This window comes from Parabacteroides timonensis (assembly GCF_900128505.1).
Taxonomy (GTDB): Bacteria; Bacteroidota; Bacteroidia; order Bacteroidales; family Tannerellaceae; genus Parabacteroides; species Parabacteroides timonensis.
Genome location: NZ_LT669941.1, coordinates 446,871 through 460,750 on the forward strand (window position 1 = coordinate 446,871; position 13,880 = coordinate 460,750).

General features: G+C 46.6%; 8 protein-coding genes. 4 read left to right on the forward strand and 4 right to left on the reverse strand.

The window, feature by feature from the left end:
• Window positions 1–19 precede the first annotated feature (19 nt).
• Window positions 20–2,137, forward strand: a complete 2,118-nt coding sequence (locus BQ7394_RS09395) for a M3 family metallopeptidase (RefSeq protein WP_075557205.1) — start codon at window positions 20–22, stop codon at window positions 2,135–2,137.
• A gap of 171 nt (window positions 2,138–2,308) precedes the next feature.
• On the forward strand, window positions 2,309–4,426 hold the full coding sequence (locus BQ7394_RS09400) for a M3 family metallopeptidase (RefSeq protein ID WP_075557206.1): 2,118 nt from the start codon (window positions 2,309–2,311) through the stop codon (window positions 4,424–4,426).
• A gap of 75 nt (window positions 4,427–4,501) precedes the next feature.
• On the opposite strand, the gene BQ7394_RS09405 is transcribed toward BQ7394_RS09400, so the two are convergent.
• The gene (locus tag BQ7394_RS09405) at window positions 4,502–5,824 is read right to left on the reverse strand and encodes a Na+/H+ antiporter NhaC family protein (protein ID WP_075557207.1); all 1,323 of its coding nucleotides are present in this window, start codon (window positions 5,822–5,824) and stop codon (window positions 4,502–4,504) included.
• 30 nt (window positions 5,825–5,854) lie between these two features.
• Window positions 5,855–8,440, reverse strand: a complete 2,586-nt coding sequence (locus tag BQ7394_RS09410) for a DUF5686 and carboxypeptidase-like regulatory domain-containing protein (RefSeq protein ID WP_075557208.1) — start codon at window positions 8,438–8,440, stop codon at window positions 5,855–5,857.
• Window positions 8,441–8,618: 178 nt separating this feature from the next.
• Here BQ7394_RS09410 and BQ7394_RS09415 point away from each other — a divergent pair, with 178 nt between their 5' ends.
• Both BQ7394_RS09415 and BQ7394_RS09420 read left to right on the forward strand, forming a co-directional pair.
• Window positions 8,619–8,966 (forward strand): type II toxin-antitoxin system RelE/ParE family toxin, encoded by a 348-nt coding sequence (locus BQ7394_RS09415; RefSeq protein ID WP_075557209.1) that lies wholly within the window; start codon window positions 8,619–8,621, stop codon window positions 8,964–8,966.
• A gap of 2 nt (window positions 8,967–8,968) precedes the next feature.
• Entirely contained in the window at window positions 8,969–9,295 is a 327-nt protein-coding gene (locus BQ7394_RS09420) for a helix-turn-helix domain-containing protein (RefSeq protein ID WP_210436529.1), read from the forward strand.
• Window positions 9,296–9,343: 48 nt separating this feature from the next.
• Here BQ7394_RS09420 and BQ7394_RS09425 read toward each other — a convergent pair whose 3' ends face one another.
• A complete protein-coding gene (locus tag BQ7394_RS09425; RefSeq protein WP_075557210.1) occupies window positions 9,344–11,944 on the reverse strand; it encodes a beta-mannosidase in 2,601 nt (866 codons plus the stop codon).
• 22 nt (window positions 11,945–11,966) lie between these two features.
• Complete coding sequence (locus BQ7394_RS09430) at window positions 11,967–13,868, reverse strand: AMP-dependent synthetase/ligase (protein WP_075557211.1); 1,902 nt, start codon at window positions 13,866–13,868, stop codon at window positions 11,967–11,969.
• Window positions 13,869–13,880 lie beyond the last annotated feature (12 nt).

Genomic DNA, 13,880 nt, shown 5'->3' on the forward strand with positions numbered 1-13,880 from the left:
TTCTTACAATATCATAGTTATGAATAAAACGCTTATGGCTGCCAGCCTGGCAGTAGTCTTAGGAGCCTGCAACTCCTCAAAGAAAAGCGATGTAGCCGAGTCTACACCCAATCCGTTTTTTACAGAGTATACGACACCGTTCGGTGTTCCTCCTTTCGATAAGATAGAAGTAGCACATTATAAGCCGGCTTTCGAGAAGGGAATGGCGGAGCATAAGAAAGAGATCGATGCCATAGTGAATAACCCGGAAGAACCGACCTTCGAGAATACGATCGTTGCCCTCGACCAGGCAGGCGAGTTACTGAATAAGGTTATGTATGCCTTCGGGGGACAATCGAGTGTGAACACAACCGACGAGATACAAGAACTCGAGCAAGAGTTATATCCTATCCTCTCTGCCCATTCCGATGATATCAGCTTGAACCCGGCTCTTTTTGCCCGTGTGAAAGCAGTTTACGACAATCAGGCTTCGCTTAACCTGGATAAGGAACAAAAGAAGCTACTGGAAGAAACCTATAAAGGTTTTGTTCGCAGCGGTGCCAATCTCGATGCCGACAAGCAGGCTAAACTGCGTGAACTGAACGAACAGATCTCAGTGCTGGAACTGACCTTCGGACAAAACACCCTGAAAGAAACAAATGCTTTTAAATTGGTTATAGATAACAAAGAAGATCTCTCAGGCCTGCCTGAAACTCTGATCGCCGCTGCTGCCGAGACAGCCGCTGCCGACTCGATGGAAGGCAAGTGGGTTTTCACGCTTCACAACCCGAGTGTAATGCCTTTCCTCCAATATGCAGATAACCGGGCATTGCGCGAAAAGATGTTTAATGCCTATGTTTGCCGGGGAAATAACAATAATGCCAATGACAACAAAGAAGTAATAAAGAAACTGGTTACCGCCCGTCTCGAAAAGGCCAAACTGTTGGGTTACGAAGACTTTGCCGCTTACGTCCTGGAAGAGAACATGGCAAAGAACGAAAAGAATGTATACCAGCTATTGGATCAACTTTGGAAGCCGGCGTTGGCAAAGGCAAATGAAGAATTGGCCGACATCAATGCCGAAATAAAGAAAGAAGGCGGTAACTTCAAGGCGGAAGCATGGGACTGGCGTTATTATGCCGATAAAGCTCGTCAGGCAAAGTTCGACCTGGACGAGAACGAAGTGCGTCCGTATCTGGAGCTGAACCATGTACGTGAAGGTGCCTTTTATGTGGCAAACAAACTGTACGGTATCACCTTTACAGAAATAACAGACATTCCGAAACCAGATCCCGATGCCTATGCATTCGAATGTAAGGACAAAGACGGTTCTCCGCTGGGTGTTCTGTATATGGACTTCTATACCCGTCCCGGCAAGAGTGGCGGAGCATGGTGTGGCGGTTATCGTTCGCAGACTTATAAAGACGGCAAGAAGATCACTCCGGTGGTAACGACTGTCTTTAACTTCAGTAAACCGGCAGCCGGACAACCTGCCCTGCTGAGTGCCGATGAAGCAGAAACCGTTTTCCATGAATTTGGTCATGCATTGCACGGATTGTTTGGCGATGTTCATTATTACGGTGTTGCCGATGTCCCTCGCGATTTCGTGGAATTACCTTCACAGGTCAACGAGCATTGGGCATTTGAACCCGAAGTACTGAAAGTATATGCTAAACATTATAAGACAGGCGAAGTTATTCCACAGGAACTGGTAGATAAGATCGTGAAGAGTGGTAAGTACGGACAAGGTTTTGCCACAGTAGAATATCTGGCTTCCTCCCTGTTGGATATGGATTACCATGTAATGAAAGAAATTCCGGCCGACCTGGATATCGAGAAATATGAAGGGGAGGCGATGTATGGCCGCGGTTTGCCGACTCAGATAGCACCTCGTTACTGGGGAACCTATTTCGGTCATACGATGGAAGGCGGATATACTGCCGGTTATTACAGTTATATCTGGGCGGAAGTATTGGATGCCGATGCTTTTGAAGCTTATAAGGAAACTGGTGATATCTTTAATCAGGAGATAGCTGCTAAGTTCCGTACCTATGTCCTTACTCCGGGCGGTATCGACGATGCCATGGTGATGTATAAGAATTTCCGTGGAAAAGAACCGAGTATCGAACCTTTATTGAAGAACCGGGGATTAAAATAAGCCCAATAAATCAGTATTAGGGAACGCAGACGACACAGAATACGCAGACAGACGCAGATAAATCTTTCTTAACAAAGAAAAGTCTGCGTTCTTCTGCGTATTCTGCGTCGTCTGCGTTCCCTAATATATTTTCATTATCTTTGCGCTAATAAAATACTTAAACAGAACAGCATGAAGAAAATGATTATGGCAGCCGGTATTGCCGTTGCACTTAGTGCCTGCAATTCGTCCGAGAAGAAGTCTGAAACCACAGCTCCCGGGGATATTTTCCTGACGGAGTTCACTACCCCCTTTGGAGTGCCCCCATTTGACAAAATCACACTGGAGGACTATATGCCCGCCTTTAAAGCTGGAATAGCCGAACAGCAAGCCGAAGTTGCAGCTATCACAAACCAGCCCGAAGCACCTGACTTTGAGAATACGATTGTTGCCCTCGACCAGAGCGGTGAGACATTGCGCCGGGTCAGTGCCGTCTTTTATGGCCAAAACAGTGCCAATACGAATGACGATATGCAGGCTGTGAGCCGCGAATTGTCGCCGCTATTGTCGAAGAACAGCGACGATATCCGCATGAACGCAGACCTGTTCAAGCGTATCAAGACGGTTTATGATAACCAGGAAGCGATGAACCTCGACAAGGAGCAGAAAAAACTGTTGGAGGAAACGTATAAGAGTTTCGTTCGTGGCGGTGCAAACCTCGATGCAGAGAAGCAGGCCCGCTTGCGTGAACTGAACAGCGAGATCTCCATGCTTCAGCTTACTTTCGGACAGAATATGCTGAAAGAGACCAATGCATTCCGATTGGTAATAGATAATAAAGCGGATCTTGCCGGATTGCCCGAAAGCCTGGTATTAAATGCCGAAGCGGCCGCCCGTGGTGCCGGAATGGAAGGTAAATGGCTTTTCACCCTGCATAATCCAAGCGTAATGCCTTTCCTGCAATATGCAGACAACCGCGCTTTGCGTGAAAAGATATTCAACGGTTACATCAACCGTGGCAATAATGGTAACGATGCCGATAATAAAGAAGTCGTACGTAAACTGGTCTCCCTTCGTCTGGAAAAAGCCAAACTGATGGGATACGACGATTATGCCTCTTTCGTCCTGGAAGAACGGATGGCAAAGACATCCGATAAGGTGTATGCCCTTTTGGATGAAATCTGGACACCGGCTATAGGTAAGGCTAAATCGGAATTGGCCGACATCAATGCCGAGATAAAGAAAGAAGGCGGTAACTTCCAGGCAGAAGGTTGGGACTGGCGTTATTATTTCGAGAAAGCAAAGAAGGCAAAATTTGACCTGGACGAGAACCAGGTGCGCCCGTATCTGAAACTCGATAACGTACGCGACGGTGCTTTCTACGTCGCTAACAAGTTGTATGGAATTACATTTACTCCGATAAAGAATGTCCCTCTGCCACATCCCGATGCAGAAGCATTCGAATGTAAAGATAAAGATGGCACACATCTGGGCGTATTGTATATGGACTATTTCCCGCGTGCCAGCAAGAAAGGCGGTGCATGGTGCGGTACGTATCGTTCGCAGACCTACCAGGACGGCAAGCGTCAGGGACCTGTTGTTACGATCGTTTGTAACTTCTCGCAACCTTCTCCCGGACAGCCTGCTTTGTTGAGTGCCGATGAAGCGGAAACGCTGTTCCATGAATTCGGACATGGTTTACATAACCTTTTCAAAGATGTACATTATTATGGTGTATCGGGTGTTCCTCGCGACTTCGTGGAGTTACCTTCACAGATCATGGAACATTGGGTATTCGAACCGGAAGTGTTGAAAGTTTATGCCAAGCATTACCAGACAGGTGAAGTGATCCCTGCCGAACTGATTGAAAAGTTGGATAAGAGTGGCAAATATGGACAAGGTTTTGCTACCACCGAATATTTGGCAGCTTCTTTATTGGATATGGATTTCCATGTATTGAAAGAAGTACATGACGGTGCAGACGTAATGAAGTTTGAAGAGACTGTTCTTGGTGAACGTGGCTTATTGAAGCAGATCCCGCCTCGCTACCGCACAACTTATTTCAATCATACGATGGGCGGTGGCTACACAGCCGGTTATTACAGCTACATCTGGGCAGAAGTACTCGACTCGGATGCTTACCAGGCCTTTAAGGAAAGTGGCGATATCTTTAATCCTGAAATTGCCGCTAAATTCCGTACGTATGTCCTGACACCGGGTGGCATCGACGATGCAATGGATATGTATAAAAACTTTCGTGGCAAAGAACCTAATACTGATCCGCTTCTGAAAAACAGAGGACTGAAATAAAAATATTGAGTTTATATTGTAAGAAGCTGTATCAAAAGAGATTTAGATACAGCTTCTTTCTTTTTGAGGGTTTCTTTACTTTTTCAAAGCATACCTTCTCGGATACCCGAAAGCGATAGCTAATAAAGCTCCGAGCCCTAACAGATAAGGGTAGTATAAATACTGCATGATCTCGATAGGGGAAACACCGCCCAGCCCGGCAGCCATCAATAGTTGCGCCCCATAAGGGATAATACCCTGCACGAAACAAGAGAAGATATCGAGCAGGCTGGCACTACGGCGTGGATCTACATGGAAACGGTCGGCTATGTCTTTGGCGATCGGACCGGCCATTATCAGGGCGATCGTATTGTTTGCCGTACAAAGATTGGCGAAGCTGACCAGGGCGGCAATACTCAGTTCGGCTCCTTTGACGGAGCGGATATGTGAAGTCAGTTTCAGGATAATCCAGTCGATACCTCCGTTATAGCGTATCATTTCCAGCATACCGCCGGCGAGCAGAGTAACGATAATCAGTTCGCCCATGTTGGTGATACCGAGTCCCATCGAAGCTGTCCATCCCCATACATCGAAGCCTCCGGTCAACAATCCTACAATACCTGACAACAGGATACCGATAAACAATACCAACATCACATTTACTCCGCAGATAGCCGTAACAAGTACCACCACATAAGGGATTACTTTTGCCCACTCTATGGTTCCGGCTACATAGTTACTGTCTATGCCGCTTCCTATAAATACATATAACAGACCTGTTATGACTGCTATCGGAAGGGCAATACGGATATTCACTTTAAACTTATCGTTCATGTTGCATCCTTGGGTACGGGTTGCAACAATGGTTGTATCTGAAATAAACGACAGATTATCGCCAAACATCGCACCACTGACTACAACACCGAGCATCAGGGCATCGGGCATCCCTGTCTTGGCGGCAATACCTACTGCTACGGGAGCCAGAGCGACAATCGTTCCGACCGAGGTGCCTACGGAGATAGAAATAAAACAAGCTGCCAGGAAAATCCCTGCGGCCAGCAAGTTACCGGGTAGGATCGACATGGCGAGGTTGACGGTTGCATCTACGGCTCCCATCGATTTGGCCGTCTGTGCAAAAGCGCCGGCCAGGATGAAGATAAGCACCATCAACATGATGTTGGTGTTGGCTGCTCCGCGACAGAACTGTTCGATACGGTTGGATAATTTGCCTCCCTTGGATATAGCGATGGCAACTACCGACGAGATAACAAAAGCTACCGTGATAGGCATCTTGTAAAAGTCGCCGGCCAATATCGAAACTACCAGATAGGTAAGTAGAAAGACCAATAGCGGTATCAGTGCCCACGCATTCGGTGCATGATTTAATAGAGAACTTGTATCTTTTATATCTTTTTCCATATCTGTCACTTGTCAACTGTCATCTGTCAACTAGAAAGAGAATCGTAGCGCAATACGCACCCCGCCTTTCTTTATATTCGGTTCGTTCAGGTAAGTCAGACGACGGTAATAGTCGATACGCAGTATCTTGAAGATATTTTCAAGACCGACACTTGCTTCCATGTAAGGTGTATTGCCCAGAGGACGTGTGCCGTCGGGCAATACGAATAGGCCGGGAGTCATTGTCGGGTTATTCTTGTCGGTCAGACCACCATAGATCCCATTGAAAGAGATTACTTCACGAAGGCGTAACCACTTGACGCCGGGGATGCGGTTCAGTATCCATCCTTTCATATAGTAAGTGGCATTGAATGACACGTATTGGTCGGTCACGAATTCCAAAGCATTCATCATGTGGAATGCTTCCGGCTGAATGGTGATCGACTGGTTGGTATTCGGTAGTATCAATAGAGGGAAAGGTACTTTGTTCCATACTTTTCCGGCTTTCAACTGTGTATCGATATGGCCGAATGAGGATAGCCAGATACGCTTTTCAGCGCTGAGTTCCGTATGATTGTAGTTATATTCTCCGCCTAATACCCCTTTCAGACCCAGTTGATGGGACAGTTTGAATATAGGGGCGTCCTTCGAAAGGTTAAATACCGACTCTTTGCCGGAACGACCATCATAAGAACGTTCTCCGGGGGCAAAACGAAGTTGTGTCCCGATTTCAGAGGTGGTGATACTTTTCTTATGGATCAGAGTACCATTTGCATCCTGTTCTATATATTTCAGTGTTCCTGCTGCCTGGTTATTCTGGTTATATACCCACGATCTCCAGGTCAGGCCGTTCAGCCATTCCTTCTCATACTGGAACATCGACTTGCGGATATATTGCATCTTGGTCACAGGTTCACCCACTTTCCAGGCAACGAAGATGTTATCTTTACTGGTAAAGAGGAAGTCCTGTCCCGGAGTATATACATCGTATTCCTGAATGAAGGAGAGATTGTTTACCGGGCTTTCTCCTTCATGGTAGAGTTTTTTATTGAAGCTGTGGGTCAGTTTGACGTTATACTTCAGTTTACGGTCGTTCGTTCCGTAGGCCAGATAGCCGCTGGCGAACCAATACGGGTTGAGGTTGGCTGTTGTCATACCTCCGACACGCAGGCGTACACCTTCCAGTCTGTTACCGCTGATGGTCGTGTTCATTGGCCCGAAGTCGAACTTTGTCGATTTCTTGTCGCCAGCCGTAGGAATATACCCTGAGATAAGTATCTCTGCCGTTTTGATGATTACGTTGAATGCCGGAACTTTGCGGAGTTGTGCCAACAAGTCGTCGAGTGCATTCTCCTTTTCTTTCAGAGGGACATGCCGGTTGTTGACCCAGAACGTATCGGGTTGTTCGATTGCTACGGGCAAAGTATGGAGCGGCCCCAACAGGTTAAAGACGGAGTCTGCTTTTTCGACGTTGAAATTATATTTCTCGTAATTCCTTAATTGGTGTGCATAGAGTTGTTGCGCTCCTTTCACAATATAGAAATTAACGTACGTGTTTTCGTTCTTGACAACCCAGGTACTGTCGGGCATACGTTCGAACTCCTGTTCGATACGAAGTTTATCCACCCAGTTGAGGTTGATATTGACCGGCGTGTTAAGCAGGAATTTCTTTACCGCATAGTTGCCATCCAGCGTAATATACAATCTTCCGGTAAAACCGTAACTCTGGCTGTTGACCGGAACAAAGCCCAGATCGACACATTTATCGCCTCCTATATCCAGCGTATCCATGATATAATACTTGTAATAGCTGGTGGCCAGGGTAGAGGATAGCGGGCTGACAAAACGGTTCAGCAGGATATTGATGTTATTGTCGAAGATGTTGATTCCCTGAAATATTTCTTCCAGATTGGAGGTGATGCCACCACCATCGTCCAGCGTCTGGTCGACACCCTGCATACGCTTCCCTTTGACGATTGTCTTTTCGGCTTTCGGTTGCTTCCGGTAGTACTTATCCGCAATCGTTTCCCGTACGGAAAGGGTCAGGATCGGTTTTCCGTTGAACTCGGATGTGTCGAGATAGTTTCGGATGAACTTGAATTTCTTCATGAATTTGTTCTTCTCGAAGTCCGGGTTGAAGTCGTCCAGCGAGAGGGATAGTTTCTCGTAAACTTCCGTTTGGTATTCGTCTTTTGCTTCGATACGGTTATCGTTTTTATGCTCGATCACCTTCTTGATAAGTTCGACAGCCGGATTATCTTTGCGGGTGTATTTTTCCCTCTTGGGCTTTACCACGACTTCCGAAATCTCGAAAGCGGTAGGACGTATCTTTATATCGAGACCATCGTTCTTCTGGCCTTTTTTCAGGTCGATCACCTTGGTGTCGTATCCCAGTGATGCAAAGGCCAGCTTATTATACCCTTTATCATTTTGCAGGGTAAACTTTCCGTTATCGTCGGTCATAGCACCGATCGTGGAACCGTCGAAATAGACGGATACGAAGGCCAGAGGCTCTCCGGTAATTGAATCTTTCACAATACCGGATGCAGATGTAATGCTTTGAGCATATAAAACAGAGATGCCAGTCACTGCCTGCAATAGAACCAACAGCAATATAAAGCGAATTCTTTTTACCATGAAACTAACGTTATTCCTTCTCGGATAATGCAGTTGGCAAAGGTACTCTTTTTCTTTGGAGCAGCAGTCTGAGCGTTATTAATAATCTTTAATCAAGAAGCGTGAGAATGAAGAGGAATTTTGTTTGGGGTGTTAATTAATTAGTTAACTTTGCAAGTGTAATAATAAAATCTTAATTATGAAAAATAGGAGAGAGATTCTTTGGTATAAGAACTATTTTACAGAGTTTTATGTACCTCTACCTACTGGGGTCAGAAGCAAAATAAAGTATGTTTTAGAATTGGTGCGGACAGAAGAGAATATTCCTGTCAGGTTTTTTAAGCATCTGGAAGATGTGAAAGGGCTATATGAGATACGGATTGAATATGAAAGTAATATATATCGTATTTTCTGTTGTCTGGATAAAGGTAAAATCGTAGTTCTTTTTAATGGTATTCAAAAGAAGTCTCGAAGAACTCCATTGAAAGATATTCAGTTGGCAGCTAGGATTATGAAAGAATATTTTAAGGAAAAGAAAGGTGAATGATTATGAAAGATAAATATTTAAGTGAAGAGAAAAAGCAGCAGATAATGCAGTGTCATACATTTGACGAATTGTTGGATATAGAATATGGTCCGGAAGGAACTCCCGAACGTAATCAGTTTGAAGAAGAAGCACAAGCTTTTATCCTGGCCGAACGTCTGAAGGAAGAACGTCTTAAAGCCGGTCTTACTCAGGAACAACTTGCTGAAAAGATCGGAACAAAGAAAAGCTATATCTCCCGTATTGAGAATGGCAAATGTGATGTGCAACTATCCACCTTATATAAGATATTCCGTGGATTAGGAAAGCAGATAAGCGTAACAGTTCTGTAAAGAAAAACAAGGGCTCTGATTGGAAGATCAGAGCCCTTGTCGTATCAACTAGTAAGCATCTACAATGCTTTGGCTTTTCAGTTGTTTGTCGAATGAAGCTTTATCGAGCTGGGTGGTTACATGGATCGTAACAGGTTCGTTCGGTAACAGGTCGAAATAATTGTCGGAGAAGAAATTGTCGATGCCGTCGATACTGAGGAATACAGCACGGGCAAAGACGTTGCTCTCGACAGTTACATCGTAGCCATCGCCAGCGGGAACGGAAGTCATCTGTATATCCGCTTTTGGGAAGTCGATGTCTTTGAAGCGGGTGAAGAAATAGTTATTGGAGATCACTTCTGCCTCTTTACCGCTCTCGCTGAAACGGGCATTAACTACGACTTCGTTCGGTTGCTTTCCGCCAAGCACGCTTTCAACCGGAGCTGAGAACTGTATTTTGCTGGTATTGGCAGGCAATGTTACGTTACTTTTCTTTTCAAATAAGACATTCCCTTTCAGATCCATCACACGGATATCCAGTTTCCCTTTGACGGCTTTCAGACGATCGGAAATCATCCAGATGTTCAATTGGCTGTCTTCTGCTATCGGAGAAACCAGGATGTCCCGGAATGCCTTCTTGGTAAAGTAATGCTGGGCTTTCCAACGGCCGTAATAATCGCGGCTCGACCAGGAAGCCACAGGCCAGCAGTCGTTGTGCTGCCAGTAGAGCGATCCCATATTGTACGGCATCATGCGACGATGTGCTTCCATAGCAGTCTTCATGGCATCACCCTGCAACAGGATACTCATATAGAGCGTAGATGGGAAGTCCTTCGGTTTGTGATATTCCTCCAGAGTGATGTTTTCAATGCGTGAGTTGGCAATCTGGCCTCCCCGTTGGTGTGCCATCATCACATCCGAATAAATATCATGGTCGCGTTCCTCCGGTGCATATTTTAATACGGATTGGTATTCGGGGAATGACTGGAAACCATATTCGGAGAAGAAACGGGCTCTTACTTTGTTGAAGTGAGACACAGAATCGACGCCTTGCCATACACCCCAGTAATGCGCATCACCGTTCGGGTTCCAGTTCGGTTTTCCGCTTTCACATTTGGCATCCGGATCACCTCCATAGGGAGAGGAAGGCCAGTAGAAGATCTCGGGATCATACTCTTTTACAACATCGGCCAGGATAGTATTAAAGAGTTTTTTAGTATCGTTGCGTAACTGTTCCGTCACACCGTATTGATCGAACTTCTTCATCCATCCCCAGTTGAACCAGGCCGTGTGTATTTCGTTATTACCGCACCAGATAGCCAGGCTCGGATGATTACGCAGGCGGATCACATTGTCGATTGCTTCCTGGCGGATATTCTCTTCCAGTTCAGGTGTCAACGGATAAACGCTGCAGGCGAACATAAAGTCCTGCCATACGAGGATACCGTATTTATCGCACAGGTCATAGAAAAGATCCTCCTCATAGATACCGCCTCCCCATACACGAAGCATGTTCATATTTACATCGACAGCGTCCTTGATTGTCTTTTCATACTGTTCGGCTGTTACGCGCGGCAGGAAGTTATCCTGTGGAATATAGTTGGCCCCTTTCATAAAGACAGGTACACCGTTCAGTTCGAAATAGAAGGTATGGCCATCCTTATCCGGCTGGTTGATTACACGGATGCTACGGAGTCCGAGGTTGGTCTTGTGGGTATCGACTATCTTGTTGTCCATACGGATCGTTGCCGTGAACGGATACAGATGCGCTTCCCCCAGTCCGTGCGACCACCAGAGTTTCGGGTTGTTTACTGTCAGGTTGGTTTCGATCAGGTTGATTCCTTTCTTCACCTGAGCTTTCTTTGTCCAGGTTGTCTTGATACCATCCGCCTTGATATCCAGGGTTACTTCCCCGTCTTTGTCGGCAATTACCTGTACGCTGGTTTTGATGTCGGCACGTTTGGCCGTCACGCTGGTCTGGTCGTAGAAGATATTGTCGATGCGGGCATCATTCCAACCGATCAGGTAAGCCGGACGCCAGATACCGCTGGTCACGATACGTGGACCCCAGTCCCAGCCGTAATGGTAACCAGCTTTACGGGCGAATATGCTGACCTTTTTATCGAAGATACCACCGTTCTCGGACTGGTCGTTGCCGGCTTCTACCGGAAACTTCAGTGCTTCGAATTTCGGCAGGTCTACTTTGATAGGAGAGTGGAAGTAAACGCGCAACTCATTACCGTCTTTCTTCAACAATCCTTTGACGGGGACACTCCATTCACGGAACATATTGTCGGCTTTCAGTATGCAGGAGTCATTCAGATAAACATCTGCGTATGTATCCAGTCCCTTGAAGTCAAGCTCGATATTATCTTTGTCGAATACATCCGCAGACACGTTCAGTGTCGTTTTGTATTCCCAGTCTTCTTTGTCTACCCATTGTATGCTCCGTTCGTTGAGGCGGTAGAACGGATCTTCGATAATCTTGTTATCCATCAGGTCGGTTTGCACTGTACCCGGTACGGTAGCCGGGTACCAGTTATTGCCGCGCACCTGCTTAAAGGTCCAGCCTTTGTCGATGTTTTGTTTAGCTACACCGTCTGCCAGGGCCGGCGAGGTCGTTGCCAAAGCGGCCAGGGCGACAGCGGATATTACAGTTTTGTAACGCATAGTTGTTGTGTTTAGTAATTCTTTATAGCGACTTCAAATTCTCAGCATTTACCGGGTTCTTGCCTTCCGGTGTGTATAGATGGTCGATGCGGTCGGCATACGTCTTTTCCACTTTACCGCGTACGATCTTCATGGTGCTGTTTACCAAACCGTTCTGTTCGGTAAAAGGTTCGGGAAGGACAGCGAATGTTGTCGGTAGCCAGCGGTCAGGGAATAGGGTAGACAAGTCGCCACCTTTACGGAAACGGTCTATCTGGCTTTGAAGGATACGGATGGCTTCTTCTTTGCCTTTTTCCGAGTTGAGATCCAGTTGGTGATGTGCCAGATGCTTCTTCAGACGATCCTTGTTGGGGACGAGCAAGGCAACGGTATAAGGATTCTGGTTATTATAAAGCAGAAGCTGGTCGATACAGGACGAATGTTCGACCAACGCCTCCTCGATGCCTTCCGGGCTGTATTTCTCACCGTCGCTACCGATCAATAGGCTTTTGAAACGGCCTAATACATACAATAGCCCGTCTTTGCCCATATATCCCATATCGCCGGTATAAAGCCAACCATCTCTGACGGTATCGGCTGTCGAAGACGGGTTCTTCCAGTATCCGGCCATTACGTTTTCTCCGCGGATAACGATTTCACCTTTTTCACCTGACGGAAGTTCTTTGCCGTCCAGGTCGCATATTTTGAGATCGAGCGGCTGTACGAGTACCCCGCTGCTTCCGAACTTATGATGACGCGGTCCGTTGGTGGAAATAACCGGGGTTGCTTCACTCAATCCATACCCCTGGTACATCGGCAGACCGATGGCATAGTAGAATTTCTGCAGGTCTTTATCCAGCAGTGCACCGCCGCCGATAAAGAACTTCAACTCTCCGCCGAAGTTCTCGCGAACCTTCGAGAAGATAATACTGTCGAACAGGCTGACAACCGGTTTCAAAAGGAACCGCCAGCCGCGACCTTTATCATCCCCACCGTCTCCGTTGTAAGTATAGGCCACATCCAGTCCCATGTGAAACAGGCGGTTGACCATATTACCCTGCGCACGGATGCCTTGCTCGATGTTTTTCTTGAAGTTCTTGGCCAGTGCCGGGACACTCAATATCAGGTAAGGCTTGAACTCCTTGATATTTATCGGGATATTCTTCAATGTCTCCATTCCCGTCTTTCCAACCTGTACCGTGGCAACGGAGGCTCCCTTATACATAAATATATAGAAACCGACCACATGCGCGAAACAATGGTCGAGCGGTAGAATAACCAGTGTACGCCAGGTGTCGTCGATATCCACGCAGGTAAGCGATTGTTCGACATTGGCAGTATAATTACGGTGCGTCAGGATCACCCCTTTCGGATCGGCAGTCGTACCGGAGGTGTAGGTGATCGTTGCATAGTCGTCATTTGTAAGCGATCGGCCGATAGCCAGAAATTCCTCCAGCGGATGTGCCTGAAGATATTCCGTCCCCATTTCCATCACTTTCGAAAGCGGTATCTCTTTTTCTTTGTATTCCGGTTGGTCGTCAAAAACAATTACCTGGCGGATCAGGGGCAACTTATCCATAATGGCCCGTATCTTTTTCAGTTGGTTGCCTGAGACCATGATGTATTTCACATCGGCATGCGTCAGGCGAAACAACAGGTCGTTGGCCTCTTCCAGTTTAATGGAGAGGGGCACGTTGGTGGCTCCGGCATAGAACATGGCCAGTTCGCCTATAATCCAGGCATTGCGGCCTTCACTGAGCAAGGCCATATTGTCACCTTTATTTACTCCCAGGGCAACCAGTCCGGCTCCCAGGGCGTATACCTGATCCCTGACCTGTGTGTAGGTGGTAGGCTCAAATTTGTCCTTTGTCTTTTCCCATAGGAACGGGTTGTCGGGATATTGTTTCACCGAACTCTCAAAAAGGTCTACCAATGTTTTTTTCATGACATCTTTGTT

Excerpts from the sequence above, each read along its gene's own strand:
- BQ7394_RS09395 (WP_075557205.1), top strand. The coding sequence starts at position 20 with ATGAATAAAACGCTTATGGCTGCCAGCCTGGCAGTAGTCTTAGGAGCC.
- BQ7394_RS09405 (WP_075557207.1), bottom strand. The coding sequence starts at position 5,824 with ATGGAAAAAGATATAAAAGATACAAGTTCTCTATTAAATCATGCACCG.
- BQ7394_RS09415 (WP_075557209.1), top strand. The coding sequence starts at position 8,619 with ATGAAAAATAGGAGAGAGATTCTTTGGTATAAGAACTATTTTACAGAG.
- BQ7394_RS09400 (WP_075557206.1), top strand. The coding sequence starts at position 2,309 with ATGAAGAAAATGATTATGGCAGCCGGTATTGCCGTTGCACTTAGTGCC.
- BQ7394_RS09430 (WP_075557211.1), bottom strand. The coding sequence starts at position 13,868 with ATGAAAAAAACATTGGTAGACCTTTTTGAGAGTTCGGTGAAACAATAT.
- BQ7394_RS09410 (WP_075557208.1), bottom strand. The coding sequence starts at position 8,440 with ATGGTAAAAAGAATTCGCTTTATATTGCTGTTGGTTCTATTGCAGGCA.
- BQ7394_RS09420 (WP_210436529.1), top strand. The coding sequence starts at position 8,969 with ATGAAAGATAAATATTTAAGTGAAGAGAAAAAGCAGCAGATAATGCAG.
- BQ7394_RS09425 (WP_075557210.1), bottom strand. The coding sequence starts at position 11,944 with ATGCGTTACAAAACTGTAATATCCGCTGTCGCCCTGGCCGCTTTGGCA.